16 protein-coding genes are annotated in these 15350 nt (G+C 72.4%); 7 read left to right on the top strand and 9 right to left on the bottom strand.

Annotated features, from left to right (window positions below):
* Nucleotide 1 precedes the first annotated feature (1 nt).
* Nucleotides 2-640, bottom strand: a complete 639-nt coding sequence (locus F4692_RS10160; RefSeq protein ID WP_179619541.1) for an MBL fold metallo-hydrolase — start codon at nt 638-640, stop codon at nt 2-4.
* A 123-nt stretch (nt 641-763) separates the two neighbouring features.
* Between F4692_RS10160 and F4692_RS10155 the strand changes: the two genes are divergently transcribed.
* Nucleotides 764-1969, top strand: a complete 1206-nt coding sequence (locus F4692_RS10155; RefSeq protein WP_179619540.1) for a glycoside hydrolase family 16 protein — start codon at nt 764-766, stop codon at nt 1967-1969.
* A 1-nt stretch (nt 1970) separates the two neighbouring features.
* Here the strand turns inward: F4692_RS10155 and menD are convergent, their stop codons facing one another.
* Genes menD through F4692_RS10140 form a run of 3 tightly spaced genes read right to left on the bottom strand, consistent with a single transcriptional unit; the run spans nt 1971 to nt 5562 of the window.
* Complete coding sequence (gene menD / locus F4692_RS10150; protein WP_179619539.1) at nt 1971-3569, bottom strand: 2-succinyl-5-enolpyruvyl-6-hydroxy-3-cyclohexene-1-carboxylic-acid synthase; 1599 nt, start codon at nt 3567-3569, stop codon at nt 1971-1973.
* The gene (locus F4692_RS10145; RefSeq protein ID WP_179619538.1) at nt 3566-4507 is read right to left on the bottom strand and encodes an o-succinylbenzoate synthase; all 942 of its coding nucleotides are present in this window, start codon (nt 4505-4507) and stop codon (nt 3566-3568) included. The genes menD and F4692_RS10145 overlap by 4 nt, the downstream gene beginning before the upstream one ends.
* 35 nt (nt 4508-4542) lie before the next feature.
* A complete protein-coding gene (locus F4692_RS10140; protein WP_308645248.1) occupies nt 4543-5562 on the bottom strand; it encodes an AMP-binding protein in 1020 nt (339 codons plus the stop codon).
* Between the two features lie 70 nt (nt 5563-5632).
* Between F4692_RS10140 and F4692_RS10135 the strand changes: the two genes are divergently transcribed.
* From F4692_RS10135 to F4692_RS10115, 5 genes are all read left to right on the top strand, one after another.
* Nucleotides 5633-5920, top strand: coding sequence for a DUF1330 domain-containing protein (locus tag F4692_RS10135; RefSeq protein ID WP_179619536.1), 288 nt, complete (start codon nt 5633-5635; stop codon nt 5918-5920).
* Complete coding sequence (locus F4692_RS10130; protein ID WP_179619535.1) at nt 5920-7179, top strand: NupC/NupG family nucleoside CNT transporter; 1260 nt, start codon at nt 5920-5922, stop codon at nt 7177-7179. Before F4692_RS10135 ends, F4692_RS10130 begins: the two co-directional genes overlap by 1 nt.
* 279 nt (nt 7180-7458) lie before the next feature.
* Nucleotides 7459-8814, top strand: a complete 1356-nt coding sequence (locus tag F4692_RS10125) for an MFS transporter (RefSeq protein ID WP_179619534.1) — start codon at nt 7459-7461, stop codon at nt 8812-8814.
* Nucleotides 8798-9673 (top strand): 1,4-dihydroxy-2-naphthoate polyprenyltransferase, encoded by an 876-nt coding sequence (locus tag F4692_RS10120; protein WP_179619533.1) that lies wholly within the window; start codon nt 8798-8800, stop codon nt 9671-9673. The genes F4692_RS10125 and F4692_RS10120 overlap by 17 nt, the downstream gene beginning before the upstream one ends.
* A gap of 40 nt (nt 9674-9713) precedes the next feature.
* Complete coding sequence (locus F4692_RS10115; RefSeq protein ID WP_179619532.1) at nt 9714-10970, top strand: GNAT family N-acetyltransferase; 1257 nt, start codon at nt 9714-9716, stop codon at nt 10968-10970.
* A 3-nt stretch (nt 10971-10973) separates the two neighbouring features.
* Here the strand turns inward: F4692_RS10115 and F4692_RS10110 are convergent, their stop codons facing one another.
* The gene (locus F4692_RS10110; protein WP_179619531.1) at nt 10974-11237 is read right to left on the bottom strand and encodes a DUF4229 domain-containing protein; all 264 of its coding nucleotides are present in this window, start codon (nt 11235-11237) and stop codon (nt 10974-10976) included.
* 36 nt (nt 11238-11273) lie between these two features.
* Here F4692_RS10110 and F4692_RS10105 point away from each other — a divergent pair, with 36 nt between their 5' ends.
* On the top strand, nt 11274-11450 hold the full coding sequence (locus F4692_RS10105; protein WP_179619530.1) for a hypothetical protein: 177 nt from the start codon (nt 11274-11276) through the stop codon (nt 11448-11450).
* Here the strand turns inward: F4692_RS10105 and ccsB are convergent.
* Genes ccsB through F4692_RS10085 form a run of 4 tightly spaced genes read right to left on the bottom strand, consistent with a single transcriptional unit; the run spans nt 11367 to nt 15334 of the window.
* Complete coding sequence (gene ccsB / locus F4692_RS10100; RefSeq protein ID WP_179619529.1) at nt 11367-12425, bottom strand: c-type cytochrome biogenesis protein CcsB; 1059 nt, start codon at nt 12423-12425, stop codon at nt 11367-11369. The genes F4692_RS10105 and ccsB overlap by 84 nt on opposite strands.
* Nucleotides 12422-14083, bottom strand: a complete 1662-nt coding sequence (gene resB, locus F4692_RS10095) for a cytochrome c biogenesis protein ResB (protein ID WP_308645247.1) — start codon at nt 14081-14083, stop codon at nt 12422-12424. The genes ccsB and resB overlap by 4 nt, the downstream gene beginning before the upstream one ends.
* The gene (locus tag F4692_RS10090; RefSeq protein WP_308645246.1) at nt 14080-14829 is read right to left on the bottom strand and encodes a cytochrome c biogenesis CcdA family protein; all 750 of its coding nucleotides are present in this window, start codon (nt 14827-14829) and stop codon (nt 14080-14082) included. The genes resB and F4692_RS10090 overlap by 4 nt, the downstream gene beginning before the upstream one ends.
* Entirely contained in the window at nt 14822-15334 is a 513-nt protein-coding gene (locus F4692_RS10085) for a TlpA family protein disulfide reductase (RefSeq protein ID WP_308645245.1), read from the bottom strand. Before F4692_RS10085 ends, F4692_RS10090 begins: the two co-directional genes overlap by 8 nt.
* Between the last annotated feature and the right edge of the window lie 16 nt (nt 15335-15350).

Raw genomic sequence — 15350 nt, 5'->3', positions numbered from 1 at the left:
GCTAGAGGTCGCTGCCCGGGTCGCGGAGCTCGAAGGCCTGGCCCGGCGGCAGCAGGTTCTCCATGTGGCGGGCCACCATCGTCACGCCGATCTCGCTGTAGACCCGGTCGTGGATGCCCAGCGAGGTCGGGGCGCCCACCTCGCGCACGAAGTCGACGGCCTCGGACACCTTGAGCCAGGGGGCGCTCACCGGTGCCAGCAGCACGTCGACCGCACGCGGGGGCGCGGTCAGCGCGTCGCCCGGGTGGTAGACGCTCGACCCCCCGGACTCCAGCAGGTAGCCGGAGTTGTCGAAGCGGTCGTAGTCGGGGTGGATCACGGCGTGCTTCTCGCCGACCACCTCGACGGCCGTCCCCGCGACGTCGAGCCGGTCGCCCGGGCGTACGACCGTGACCCGCTCGGCCACGTCCGGCGCCTCGGCGCGCAGCATCCGCTCGACCGCGGCGATCGTCCAGATCGGGGCGTCGCAGGTGCGCAGGTGGTCGGGGTGGACGTGGTCGGCGTGCTCGTGGGTGATGAGGACCGCGTCGGCGCCGTCGAGCGCCTCCGCCTCGCTGAAGCTGCCCGGGTCGAGGACGACGACACCGCCGCCGTCGCCCTGGATGCGGACGCACGCGTGCCCGAACTTGGTGATGCGCATGACAGGCAGCCTAGGCCTGTCGAATCGGGTTCGGTGGGACCGCGCAGTTATGGTGGTCCGGCCTCCGACGGGTGGAGTGCCCAGGGGGAAACACCAATCGCACCCGAGACGAAGAGAGTTCCCATGTCTTCTGCACGCCGCGTGCTCGCAGGCAGCGTCGCCGCGCTGCTCCTGCCCGCGTCCCTGCTCCTGACGACCGAGACCGGCTCGGCCACGGACCCCTCGTCCGTTGCCGCGAAGTCCCAGGCCCTGACCAAGAAGGCGAAGCAGAAGATCTCGCTCGAGGTCCTGCCGCAGATCAGCCAGCAGGGCAAGCGCCCCGCCAGCTCGACCGCGGCCAAGGGCGTCGTCAACGCCACCATCAAGCCGGTCAAGGTCGGCCGCAAGGTCGTCCTCGAGCTGCAGCAGGGCTCGAAGTGGAAGAAGGTGGGCACCGCCAAGCAGGACAAGAAGGGCCGCGTCCACTTCCGCGCCAACGTGTCCCAGGCCGGCCAGCCCCTCACCTACCGCGTGACGGCGATGAGCTTCAAGGGTCTGAAGAAGACCTCGAGCTCGTCGGTCGACACCGCCAAGTGGCTGACCCCCACCTTCACCGACGAGTTCTCCGGCACCACGCTCGACCCGGTCTGGGCGCACCGCGGCCAGGACTACGAGCCGCAGAGCAAGCGCCTGTGCTCCAAGGGCTCGCCCGAGGCCGCCAAGGTCGGCGGCGGCGTCCTGCGCCTGAGCGTCATCAAGGACAAGTCGCGCAGCGGCAAGTGCACCGCGACCTCGCGCAAGTCGAAGAAGAAGATCGCCTACCGCCTCAACGGCCACGTCGGCACCTCGCACGCGTTCAGCTTCCGCTACGGCGTCGCCGCGGCCCGCATCAAGATGCAGAAGTCGCGCGGCCAGCACGCCAGCTTCTGGATGCAGCCCATCGGTGAGAACAAGCCGGGCAGCGACGGCCACGAGATCGACGTCATCGAGTACTTCGGCGACAAGCACCCGCAGGGCGGCCTGACGAGCTTCATCCACTGGTACAAGGGCAAGCGCCTCATCAAGACCGGCTCGTGGATCAAGGACTCGAAGTCGTTCCTCAAGAACAAGCGCGACGGCTGGTCGAAGAACTACCACGTCTTCTCGGTGCAGTGGACGCCCAAGTCCATCACGATGTACATCGACGGCAAGGAGAGCTGGCGCACCTCGGCCCGCGTCTCGAAGGCCCAGCAGTACCTCATCCTCAGCATGCTCGCCTCGGACTACGAGGCCCTGGAGATGAAGGACTCCAAGCTCCCGCAGAGCATGGACGTCGACTGGGTGAAGGTCTGGGAGACCCCGGTCTCCTGATTCAGACCAGTGCCCGGATGCGAGCGTCCAGCTCGCGCCGGTTGTCCCTCCGGACGGCGGCCTCGATCACCTCGAGGCCGCCGTTCGGCGTTGTCAGGGCCTGCTCGAGCTCGGGCAGGCTCGTGACCCGGAGGTGCGGGACCCGGGCGGCGGCGCACAGGCTCGCGACGTCGACCCCGTGGGGCGTGCCGAAGAGGGTGTCGAAGCGTTCGGCGTGCTCGGGCGACCCCTGCTCGAGGGTGGCGAAGATCGACCCGCCGTCGTCGTTGACCACGACGATGGTGAGGTCCGGGCGCGCCTCGCGCGGTCCGAGGAAGAGCCCCGTGGTGTCGTGCAGGAACGTCACGTCGCCCATCAGCGCGATCGCCCGCGACGACTGCGGCCTGCCCAGCGCGGCCCCGATGGCCGTGCTGGTGGTGCCGTCGATGCCGGCCAGCCCGCGGTTGGCGATCACCTTGCGGCGCCCACCGACCTCGTAGCGGGCGACCATCAGGTCGAGGTCGCGGATGGGGTTGGAGGCGCCCACCACGAGCAGCCCGCGGCGCGGCACCGCCCGGCTCACCGCGCCCGCCACCTCGTACGGCGTCAGGTCGGGCTCGGCCCGCAGCAGCCGGTCGAGCTCGCGCGAGGTCGCGGCGTCGGCCTCGCGCCACGCTGCGGCCCACCACGGGTCGTCCGGGCCGGACACGCCGACCTGGTCGACCTCGTGCGCCACGGGGAACGGCCGGTCGGGCCACATCCCCCGGGGACGCACCGAGACCACCTCGACGTCGGCGCGACCGAGCAGCCGGGACACGGGCCGCGACAGGGTCGGGTGGCCCTGGACGACGACACGCTCGACCTGCCGGCCCAGCTCGCCGTCGAGCAGCAGCCGGTAGGTGCGCACCACGCTGTCGCCCGTGCGACAGCCGCTCGACGGCTCGGCCAGCAGCGGCCAGCCCGCCTGCTCGGCGAGCACCCGGGCCGGCGGTCCGGCGTCGTCGCCGGCGACCACCACGGTGCGCGGGCCGGGATCGAGCACCAGCCGCTCCATCGGCGCACCGACGGCGGGCACGGCCCACGTCGGCACCTCTCCCCCGTCCCAGCCCCCGTCGTCGGGGAGCAGCGGCTCGTCGAGCTGCACGTTGAGGTGCAGCGGGCGCGGCGGGTGCTGCCGGAGGAACTCCAGCAGGGCGTCGAGGTCGGGCGAGGCGACGTCCATGGTGGGGGCGAAGCGGCCGAAGATCCCCACCTGGTCGGTGGTCTGGTTGGCGCCCGTGCCACGCAGCCGGGCCGGTCGGTCGGCGGTCACCACGACCAGCGGCACCCCGGAGTGCGCCGCCTCGACCACCGCGGGGAACAGGTTCGCCACCGCGGTGCCCGAGGTGCACGTGACAGCGACGGCGCGGTTGCCGACCTTGGCCATGCCGAGCGCCAGGAAGCCCGCCGTGCGCTCGTCCATGCGCGTGTGGAGGCGTACGCCACCGGCGCGCGCCGCGTCGTACAACGCGAAGGACAGCGGCGCGTTGCGCGAGCCCGGCGCGACCACCACCTCGCGCACGCCCGCCCCGCGGAGCGCGGTGACAGCGGTGCGGGCGAGCGTGGTGGAGGGGTTCGTCACGAGGTCCGATCCTGCCCTACGGACGCGAGCCGGTCGCGCCAGTGCGCCGCGCGGTCGGCCGGGGCCGCGAGCCGCTCGAGGGCGGCCGCGTCCACCTCCACCGCACCGACGGGCAGCATCCCGTCGACCGGCAGCAGCGGCGACGCGGCGACGTCGTCGGCGAGCAGCTGGACCGTGGCCAGGCCGCAGGCGTGGTGCAGCTCGGGGAGCGCCGCCGCGAGCGCGACGCCCGCGGCGATCCCGACGCTCGACTCGACGGCGCTGGAGACCACCACCGGCAGGCCGATGTCCTCCGCGATGCGCAGGCACGCGCGTACGCCCCCCAGCGGCTGCACCTTGAGCACCGCCACGTCGGCGGCCTCGAGGTCGCGCACCCGGTAGGGGTCCTCGGCCCGCCTGATCGACTCGTCCGCGGCGATCGGGACGTCCACGCGGCGCCGGACGACGGCGAGGTCCTCGACGTCCATGACGGGCTGCTCGACGTACTCCAGCCCGCCGGCCGCCCGGTCGATCGCGGCGATCGCGCGCACCGCCTCGTCCACGTCCCAGGCCCCGTTGGCGTCGACCCGCACGAGGCCGTCCGGGCCGAGCGCGTCCCGCACGGCCTCGACGCGGGCGACGTCGTCGGCCAGCACCTGGCCGCGCTCGGCCACCTTGACCTTGGCCGTACGGCAGCCCCCGGCGGTCACGATCGCGTGCGCGTGCTCGGGGTCGGTCGCGGGGACCGTGACGTTGACCGGCACGCGGTCGCGCAGCGGCTCGGGCCAGCCGATGTCGGCCGCCTCGTGCGCGCAGGCCAGCCACGGCGTCGAGACGGCGTCGTCGTACTCCAGGAACGGCGACCACTCGCCCCAGCCCGCGCCGCCGCGCAGCAGGACGCCCTCGCGGACCGTGATGCCGCGGAACCTCGTGCGCAGCGGGATCGAGAAGACGTGCATGGTGCGAAGCCTGCCCGATCCCCATTGCCCGATGCCTAGAGGGACGCCTGGATCGCCCTCCGGTCGACCTTGCCGTTGGGCAGCAGGGGGAGGCGGTCGACCCGGCGGAACTCGCGCGGCGCCCACGAGCGCGGGTGGACCAGGCTGACCCAGTCGCGCAGCTCGGCGTCGCGCGCACCGCCGACCACGACCGCGACGAGCCGCTGGCCCCACTCGGGGTCCGGGACCCCGAAGACCTCCGCGTCCTGGACGAGGAGGTGCTCGCGCAGCCGCGCGGCGACGACGGGCAGCGGGATCTTCACTCCCCCGCTGATGACGACGTCGTCGACCCGGCCGAGGACCTGCAGGCGGCCGTCGGCGTCGAAGCGCCCGGCGTCGGAGGTGAGGAACCAGCCGTCGACGACCGTCTCGGCGGTGAGCCCCGGGTCGCCGGCGTAGTGGCTGAACAGCGTGGGCCCGGCGATGCGGATCCGGCCGGCGGCGCCCAGCGTGACGGCGACGCCGTCCAGTGGCAGCCCGTCGTACACGCAGCCGCCCGCGGTCTCCGACGACCCGTAGGTGGCGACGACGTGGACGCCGTGGGCCTGCGCGCGCTCGCGCAGGCCGGCGTCGAGGCCGGCGCCGCCCACGAGGACGGTGTGGCAGCGGGCGAGGGCCGCGAGCTGGTCGGGGTCGGCCATGATCCGGTGCAGCTGGGTCGGGACGAGGGAGACGAAGGTCGGGGTGCCGGTGCGGTCCGCGGCGACGGCGCGGGCGATGTCGAGGCCCTCGACGACGACCGGCTCGTGACCGGCGATCAGGGACCGGACGACGACCTGCACGCCCGCCACGTAGGACGAGGGGAGCGTGAGGAGCCACCGCCCGGTCGCGCCGAGCCGCCGGGCCGAGGCCTCGACGCTCGCGAGGACGGCACGACGCGGGAGCACGACGCCCTTGGGCACCCCGGTGGATCCGGAGGTCTCGATCAGCAGGGGGTCGGGGTCGGTGCCCTCGAGCCACCCTGCGAGCTGCCGGACCGCCACCGCGGGCTCGTCGGAGGGCCGCAGGAAGCTCACGGGACGAACCGTAGACGCTCCGGCACGACGAGCGCGATGGCCGCCCGGTCCGCGTCGTAGTCTCGGCGTCATGACCGCGTACTGGATCACCACCTACAAGGCCGTCCACGACCCCGAGAAGGTGGCCGCGTACGCCGCGATCGCCGGACCCGCGCTGACCGCCGCCGGGGGCAGGTTCCTCGTGCGCGGCATGCCCGAGGCGACCTTCGAGAAGGGCGAGGCGACCCGCACCGTCGTCATCGAGTTCCCGTCGGTCGAGGCGGCCGTGGCGGCCCACGACAGCGAGGCGTACGCCGAGGCGCTGCGAGCGCTCGACGGCGGCGCCGACCGCGACATGCGGGTCGTGCCGGGGGCGTGATGGCCGACCTGCGCGGGATCCTCGGCCTGGCCCTGCTCCTGCTCGTCGCCGTGGCGCTGTCCAGGCACCGGCGCGGCATCTCGTGGCGCACGGTCGGTGTCGCACTCGCGCTGCAGGTCGGCTTCGCCGCCCTCGTGCTGCGCTGGGGCCCCGGCAAGGCCGCGCTCGAGTGGGTGTCGGACCGCGTGGCCACGCTGATCGGGTACGCCGACGAGGGCACCGCGTTCGTGTTCGGCCCGCTGCTGGAGGTGGGCGACGAGGACTCGACCATCTTCGCGCTCCAGGTGCTCCCGGTGATCATCTTCCTCGGCGCGCTGATCGGGCTGCTCTACTACCTGCGCGTGGTGCAGTGGGCCACCTGGCTGCTGGGCGGGGCCCTGTCCCGGCTCCTCGGGATCAGCAAGGTCGAGTCGATGTACGGCGCGACCGTCATCTTCCTCGGCCAGAGCGAGGCGCCGCTGATGATCGCGCCCTACCTGAGGTCGCTGCGCCGCGGACAGCTCTTCACGATCATGACGGCCGGCTTCGCGGCCGCTGCCGGCTCCACGCTGGTCGGCTACTCGCTGCTCGGGGCGCCGCTGGAGTACCTCCTCGCCGCGACCGTGATGAACGCCCCCGCCTCGCTGCTGATGGCCAAGGTCATGTGGCCGGACTCGACCCCCGAGGACGACGAGCTCGAGGGTGCGACGCCGGTGGACGCCGAGGACGAGGTCGACGTGCGTTCCGTCCGCGACGAGGACTCCTCCAACGTCATCGACGCCATCGGCCGCGGTGCGCTGGCCGGGGGGAAGATCGCCGTGACCGTCGGCGGCCTGCTGATCGCGTTCATCGCCCTCATCGCCCTCGCCGACGGCATCCTCGCCGCCGTGGGCTCGTGGGTCGGGGTGGACGACCTGAGCTTCGAGGGCATCCTCGGCTGGGTCCTCGCGCCCCTCGCCTGGCTGCTCGGGGTGCCGTGGTCCGAGGCCGTCCAGGCGGGCTCGTGGATCGGCGAGAAGACCGTGCTCAACGAGTTCGTCGCCTTCGCCAGCTTCGGCCCCGAGGTCGACGGCCTGTCCCCCGTCACCGTCGCGGTCGTCACCTTCGCGCTCGCCGGCTTCGCCAACTTCAGCTCCATCGCGATCCAGATCGGCACCCTCGGCTCCCTCCTGCCCGAGCGGCGCGGCGTCGTGGCGCAGCTCGGCCTGCGCGCGCTCCTCGCCGGCGCCCTCGCGAACCTGGCCAACGCCGCGATCGCGGGCGTGGTCATCTCGCTCTAGGCCCAGCGGGGGCCACATCTCGGACACGTGCGGCGGTTCTGGCCCCCGCCCGACCGATCCGAGGGCCACATCTCGGACACGTGCGGCGGTTCTGGCTCCCGCCCGACCGATCCGAGGGCCACATCTCGGACACGTGCGGCGGTCGTGGCCCCCGCCCGACCGTTCCGAGGGCCGTATCTCGGACACGTGCGGCGGTCGTGGCAAGGAGCAGTGCCCGAGAGCAGGGTCACCCGTTAATGACAGGACGAGGGTCGGTCCGGCGGGGGAGGATGGTCGGCGATGCTCACCGCCCTCAAGAACTACGCCACTCCCCCGTCCGTCCTGGCAGGTCGGCTCTCGCTGCAGTCCCTGATCTTCGCTTCTGGCGACGGCACGTTCCTGGCCGGTTCGGCGGTGTTCTTCACCCTCGTGGTCGGGCTGTCGCTGGGCCAGGTCGGCATCGGCCTCACGATCGCCGCGATCGCGAGCTTCGTGGTCGCGGTCCCCATGGGCAAGCTGGTCGACCGGTTCGGCCCCAAGCGCATGTGGTCGCTGAGTGCGATCCTGCAGGGCGCGCTGTTCCTGGCGTGGCCGTTCATCGACAGCTTCCCCGAGTACGTCGCGCTGGCGGTGGTCATGGAGGTCGCGGGCACGCTCGGCGGGACGGCCCACGGCGCCTACGTCATCGACGTCCTGCCGGCGGCGGAGCGGGTCGAGTCCCGGGCCTACATGTACTCCGCGCTCAACGTCGGCTTCAGCGTCGGCGCGTTCCTCGGCGCGGGTGCCATCGCCTTCGGCACCGACGTGCTCCGCTGGGCGCCGGTCCTGAGCGCGGTGCTGTTCATGGCCAACAGCGCAGCCATCCTCCGGTTGCCCGACGCCAGCCACGACATCCGCAGCAGCGAGCCGCGCGCCAAGCCCGAGGGCATCCCCGCGATCCGCAACCGCGCCTGGATCGCGGTGACCACGTTCACCGGGGTCATGTGGACGAACCAGGTGCTGCTGCACACCGTGATCCCGGTCTGGCTGGTGACCGAGACCGACGCGCCCAAGGTGCTCGTCGCGATCCTCTTCGGCACCAACACCGTCATGTGCATCGTGCTGCCGCGGCTGGCCTCGCGCGGCATCCGTGACATCAGCACGGCGCTGCGGGCGGTGCGGCTGTCCACCCTCTTCTTCGTCCTCACCTGCCTGATCACGCTGGCCACGCACGAGACGGTCGGCTGGATCACCATCGTGCTGTTCTTCCTCGGCCACGTCGTCCTCACCTGGGCCGAGCTCTTCCTGTCGGCATCGGGGTGGACCCTCGAGGCGGAGCTGATGGACCCGCGGCGCCGCGGCGACTACCAGGGCGTCTCGGAGCTCGGCGGCACCCTGGGGAGGTTCTGGGCACCGGCGGTCTACGGCTTCCTCGCGATGGAGTGGGGCGCCTTCGGCTGGCTCACGATCGCCGCCATCGTCACCGCCGGGGCGGCCGGGCTCCACGTCGCGGCACACGCCGGGCGTCGCTACCTCGAGCAGCACGTGCCCGCCGACGTCCTCGCGGACGCCCGGGCCGGCGCCCCGGAGCCGGAGGAGGCGGCAGCGGCCGGACCGCCCTCGATGCTCGACCCGGACGCGCCACTGCCAGAATCCACCGGTGACCTCCACCGCTGACTGGCTGGCCGGCGCCCGGCCCCGCACCCTCCCCGCCGCGGTCGCCCCCGTGCTGGCCGGCACCGGCGTCGCGGCGTACGCCGACCAGGCCGTGTGGTGGAAGGCGCTGCTCGCGCTGGTCGTCAGCCTCGCCCTCCAGGTGGGCGTGAACTACGCCAACGACTACTCCGACGGCATCCGCGGCACCGACGCCGACCGCGTCGGCCCGATGCGCCTCGTCGGCTCGGGCCGCGCGACGCCCGGGGCGGTCAGGGCGGCCGCGTTCGCGGCGTTCGGCGTGGCCGGGGTCGCCGGCCTCGTCCTCGCGGCGACCACCGCCTGGTGGCTGGTCGCCGTCGGCCTCGTGTGCGTCGTCGCCGCCTGGTTCTACACCGGCGGCGAGAAGCCCTACGGCTACCTCGGGCTCGGCGAGGTGATGGTCTTCGTCTTCTTCGGCCTCGTCGCCGTGATCGGCACGACCTACGTGCAGACCGGCACGTGGGAGTGGGCCGCCCTCTACGCGGGCGTCGGCATCGGCTCGCTCGCCTGCGCGATCCTGGTGGCCAACAACCTGCGCGACATCCCGACAGACACCGTCGCCGGCAAGCGGACCCTCGCCGTACGCCTCGGCGACGAGCGCACCCGCTACCTCTACGCCTTCCTCGTGCTGGTCGCCGCGGCGGCGGTCGTCGCCGTCGGCGCGGCCACCACGTGGTGGGCGCTGGTCGGGCTCGGCTTCCTGGCCCGCGCCGTACCGCCGGCGCGTTCGGTCCTGCAGGGGGCCGCCGGGCCCGCCCTGGTCCCCGTGCTCGCGGCCACCGGCGCCGCGGAGCTCATCTGGTCGGTGCTGGTCGCCGCGCCACTGCTCGTGCTCGGATAACCCGTGGTGCGGCACGAGCCGCGCTCACTAGCGTGACCGCGTGGACTACGACTTCGCGATCCTCGACCTCTCCGACGAGTCCGACGCTGCGGCCGCCCGCCGTCGCGGGTGGGTCGGAGCCGTCCTGCGCGGCTTCCGTGACCCGCGTCCCGACGACGGGCTCGTCGACCGCTGGGTCTCCCACTACCGCGCCGACCGCGTGGTCGTCCGCGGCGCGTGGCTCCCCGAGGGCGAGTTCGGCGCCGGCCCCATGCCCGTCGCGACCTACGCCAGCCTCGACAAGACCCTCAACGCCGGGCGTGGGCTGCTGCCGCTGCGGATGATCACCGACGTCACCACCAGTGCCACCCACCGCCGGCGCGGGCTGCTGCGCCGACTGGTCGAGGACGACCTCGCCGACGCGGTCGCGCAGGGCGTGCCGATGGCCGCGCTGACCGCGTCGGAGGCGACGATCTACGGCCGCTGGGGCTTCGGCCCGGCGACCTTCAACCAGACCGTGGAGCTCGACACCACCCCCGGGTTCGCGCTGCGCCCGTACGACGACGACGGCCGCGTCGAGCTCGTCGAGCCGGCCGACGCCTGGCCCCACGTGAAGCGCGTCTTCGACACCTTCCACGCGCGTCAGCGCGGGTCGGTCGAGTGGCCGGCGCAGTACGAGGACATCCACACCGGCGCCTACGACTTCGACGGCCGCGGCACCAACGACAAGCTGCGCGGTGCCGTGCACCTCGGCGCCGACGGCGTCGTCGACGGGTTCGTGCTGTACGCCTGGGCGGAGGACTACACGCTCAAGGTGAGCGAGATGATCGCGCTCACCACCGCCGCCCAGCTCGGGCTGTGGTCGTTCCTGGCGCACACCGACCGCGTGCGGACGGTCTCGTTCAACCTCGCCCACCCCGACGACCCGCTGCGGTGGGCGCTGGTCGACCCCGACCGGCTCAAGCTCACCGCCAACCGCCACTTCCTGTGGCTGCGCGTCCTCGACGTCCCTCGCGCCCTCGAGGCGCGCCCGTGGGCGGCGGACGGCACCGTCGTGCTCGCGGTCGACGACGCGCAGGGGCACGCCGACGGGACGTTCGAGGTGACCACCGCCGACGGCGTCGCGACGGTCGGGCCGACCGACCGCGCGCCGCAGGTGCGGGTCAGCGCGGAGACGCTCGGCTCGCTCCACCTCAGCGCCGTGCCGGTGTCCCACCTGCGCCGCGCGGGCCGCGTCCAGGGCGACGACGAGGACGTACGCCGGTTCGCGGCGATGGCCGACCTGGCCGACCCGCCGTACAGCCTCACCGGCTTCTGAGCGCTAGTCGCGGTCCTCGCGCGCCTTGCGCTCCTCGAAGGCCGCGGACGCCTTCGCGGCGCGCGACTCGACGCGCTGCGCGAAGGCCTCGCGCTGGCGGTTGAGCACGAAGTAGGACGCGATGCCGGAGATCAGGAACGCGAGGACGACCGACCAGAACAGGTTGTAGCGACCGTCGAAGGCCAGCGCCATGATGCCCACGACGATGCCGAACGACGCCAGGAACAGCACGATCCGCATGACGGTGTAGACGACGAACTCCTTCACGGCTCCAGCCTAGGCCCGCCCTACTACATTGGAGGAATGCTGAAGGTCCTGCTCGTCGTGGCTGCGATCGCCTTCGTCGTGTGGCTCCTGGTCAAGCTCACGCTGCGGCGCCTCGACGGGGGTTCGTCGTCACGCCCGCGCGTCATCGGCCCCGACGACGACCCCGACTTCCTGAGCGGTCTCGACCGGCCCCGCAAGCCGGAGGACGACTGAGCGCTCCTGCGCGGCACCCTCCGCGTAGGAGTGCTGGCTGGAGGAGCTGAAGAAGTTGATGCCGATGAAGTTGAACCACAGCGTCGCGGCACCGACCAGGGCGAGCAGCGCCGCGTTGCGCCCGCGCCAGCCCGCCGTCGCGCGGGCGTGCAGGTAGGCGGCGTAGACCACCCAGGTGATGAAGGCCCACACCTCCTTGGGGTCCCAGTTCCAGTAGGCGCCCCACGCCTGGTGCGCCCAGATCGGCCCGGTGATGAGGACGGCGAAGGTCCACACCGGGAAGCCGAAGGCGTGCATCCGGTAGGACAGGCGGTCGAGGACCTTGAGGTCGGGGATGCGGGCGAGGTAGCCGGTGGGGTTCGCCGAGCGGGCCTTGACGAGGTAGAGGACCGAGAGCAGTGCGCCGATGGTGAAGGCGCCCGTCGAGATCACCGCCGAGACGACGTGGATCACCAGCCACGGTGAGTTCAGGGCGTCCGGGAGCGGGAGGACGGCGTCGTCGAGGGCGAGGAACGCGGCCATCAGCGCCGCCACGACGAAGGTCGTGACGAGCGGGCCGAGCCACTCGATGTCGATGCGGAACGTCGCGAGCACGAAGATCAGCGCGACCACGAACGTCCCGGAGATCGTGAACTCGTACATGTTGCCCCACGGCACCCGGTCGGGATCGGCGGCCAGCCCGCGCGCGACGAGCGCGACGAGGTGGACCACGACCGCGAAGGCCGTCAGCACGAGCCCCAGACGCCCCGCCACCTCGCTGCGGCGGCTCGGACCCTCGACGTCGACGTCGCCGTCGGCCGCGCCCGCACCGCCGGGGACTCCGGCGGAGGCGCCGACCGTCGCGAGCTCGCTCGTCCGGCTCGCCGTGCGCAGGCTCGCCAGCTCGAAGAAGTAGGCCAGCATCGCGAGGAAGTAGAGCACCGCGGCGCCGATGACGGCCTCGTAGCTGAACACCTCCCACCATTTGTCGCTCACGACTCGTCCTTCCTGTTGCTGTCCGTCCGGGTGTCCGTGTCTTCCTGCAAGGCGGCCACGACCGCCTCGAGCTCCGCCGCGCCGTCCTCCGGGTCACCGCCGGACGACCGGTCGAGGCGGGCGACCTCGACGAGCGTGGTGCCGTCGTCCTGCCGACGCGCACGCACCCACATCCGTCGCGGGCGTACGAAGAGGGAGCCGAGCAGGCCGATGAGGGCGACGACGACGCCGCCGAGGGCGACCAGCGAGCCGGGGCTGCGGCTGATCTGGATCTTGTTCCACCGCTGGAGACCGTCGAAGGTCACCGTGCCGAGGCCGTCGGGCAGCGTGACGCTCTCACCGGGCCGCAGGTCCATCCGGAACGGCTGCCCGTCGTCCTTCACCACCTGGGTGGCCTCGGCCTTGTCGAGGACGTAGACCGACTGGGCGCTGCCGTCGTCGACCCCGATGTCGCCGGTCCACAGGCTCAGCGAGACCAGCGGGTCGAGCGCCTCGCCGAAGAGCGACGCCGGCATCGTGAGGTTGCCGTCGGCGTCGCGGCCCATGGCGAAGGTCGGGTAGAAGGTGCCCTCGAGGCCGATCTGCCCGGGCTTCGCGAACGGCGCCTTGACCACCCCGAAGGACTCGAACGTCTGGCCGTTGATCGGCAGGAACACCACCGGCCCGCTCTTGGTGACGTTGCCCTCGCCGTCGCGGATCGTGATGACGGGCGCGTAGCCGTGGCCGATGAGGAAGATGTCGGTGCCGCCGATGGTGAGCGGGTGGTTGACCTTGAGGTCGTAGGTCTTCGTCTCCCCACCCGGCTCGGTCTCGTAGGCCAGCTTGGCGACGAACTCGCGCGCCATCCCGGCCCGGTCGCCCTCGGTCAGCCAGTCGACCTCGAAGTCGGTGATGCTGAAGGAGAAGGGCTCCATCACGTCGGGGTCGAACAGCGACCCGGGCGCGAAGTCGTCGTACTGGGTGAGGTTGTTGGAGAAGCCGTAGTCCTCGCCGTTGAGCATGATGACGCCGCCCTTGTAGCCGAACAGGCTGCCGGCGGCGACGCCGACGAGCACGACGATGACGGCGAGGTGGAAGACCAGGTTGCCCGCCTCGCGGAGGTAGCCGCGCTCCGCGTCGACCGAGTCGTCCCCCGCGGCGACGCGGAACCGCTTCGTGCGCAGCACGTCGTCGGCGCGGGTGAGCACGACCTCGGGGGCCACGTCGGTGGTGTACGACGTGCTCTCCGGCAGCCGGGTCAGGTGGCGGGGCGCCCTCGGCGGACGTGCCCGCAGCGCGCGGGCGTACACGAACAGGCGCGGGATGATGCAGCCGACCAGCGAGACCATCAGCAGGATGTAGATCGCGGAGAACCACACCGAGCCGTAGACCGAGAAGAGGTCGAGCCGGTCCCAGATCGGCGCCAGCCGCGGGTGGTCGTCGCGCCACTGCGAGACCGCCAGCGAGTCGATGTTCTCCTGCGGGATCACCGACCCCGGGATCGCGGCGAGCGCCAGCAGCAGGAGCAGCACGAGCGCGGTGCGCATGGAGGTCAGCTGCCGCCACGTCCAGCGACCGAGCTCGCGCGCCGTGAGGTCGTTGGGGAGGGGCGTGGCCTGGCGGTCGTCGGACGGGCGCTTCCCCAGGTCGCGCTGCAGGTCGGGCTGGAGGTCGGTCACACCGGCACCGTGAATCCCTGGACGACCTGCAGCTGCAGCCACTGCACGATGCGGTCCCACCAGCCGGTGACGAGCAGCAGGCCGACCACGATCATCATCGCCCCGCCGAGGCGTACGACGAGCGCCTGGTGGCGACGGATGACGGCGAAGGCGCCGAGCATGCGGCGGTACGCCAGCGCGGCCGCGATGAACGGCAGCCCGAGGCCGAGGGCGAAGACCGCGGACAGCAGCGCGCCGCGGCCGGCCGTCGCCTCGTTGACCGACAGCACGTTGATCGCGGCGAGGGTCGGGCCCACGCAGGGTGTCCAGCCGACCCCGAAGAGGAAGCCGAGCAGCGGAGCCGCGGCGAGCCCGACGGCGGGCACCTTGTGGATGCGCCAGTCGCGCTGGAGGAAGCCGAACGCGCCGAGGAACGCGATGCCGAGCAGGATCGTGATGATGCCGAGCACGAGGTTGAGCTGCCGGGTGTGGGTGAACAACCACGCCCCGGCGGCTCCGGTCAGGCTGCCGAGCAGCACGAACACCACGGAGAAGCCGAGGACGAACAGCGTCGCCCCGAGCACCATCCGGCTGCGGCGCGCCTGGTCGAGGTCGCCGCCCGAGATCCCGGTGGCGTAGGACAGGTAGCCCGGCAGCAGCGGGATGACGCAGGGGCTGAAGAACGAGATCAGGCCGGCCGCGAGCGCCACCGGCAGCGCGAGGACCATCGACCCGGAGAGCGCGGTCTCCTGGAACCAGTCACTCACCGAGCACCGCCTCGACCATCGACACCAGCGTCTGGGTGGTCGGGATCCGGCCGTTGACCGACGCGGCGATGCGCCCCTCGCCGTCGAGCACGACCGTGCTCGGGATCGAGCGCGGCGTCAGCGTGCCGGCGAACGGCAGCAGCGCGGCCCCGTCGGCGGAGTAGATCGAGCCGTAGGGCACCTCGAGGTCGCGGACGAACGCCTTGGCGTCGTCGGTCGACGCGTCGCGGATGTTGAGGCCGACGAACTCGACGTCGTCGCCCAGCTCGGCCGCCGCCTCGTTGAGGTCGGGCTGCTCGCTGATGCACGGCGGGCACCACGACGCCCAGACGTTGACGACCACCGGCTTGCCGCGCAGGTCCGCCAGGTCGATCTCCTCTCCGTCGAGGTCCTCGCCGGCCAGCTCCACCGGGTCGCCGCGGTCGACGGCCTTCACCTCGGTGGGGACACCGGTCCCGGTGATGTAGCCCTTGTCGCCGGTCCCGGACAGGCTCGAGCAGCCCACCAGCGTGAGCAGGCAG

Source organism: Nocardioides cavernae, from assembly GCF_013410035.1.
GTDB classification, from domain to species: Bacteria; Actinomycetota; Actinomycetes; order Propionibacteriales; family Nocardioidaceae; genus Nocardioides; species Nocardioides cavernae_A.
The sequence above is the reverse complement of the archived record's forward strand: the minus strand, read 5'-3'. Positions and strand labels throughout refer to the sequence as shown.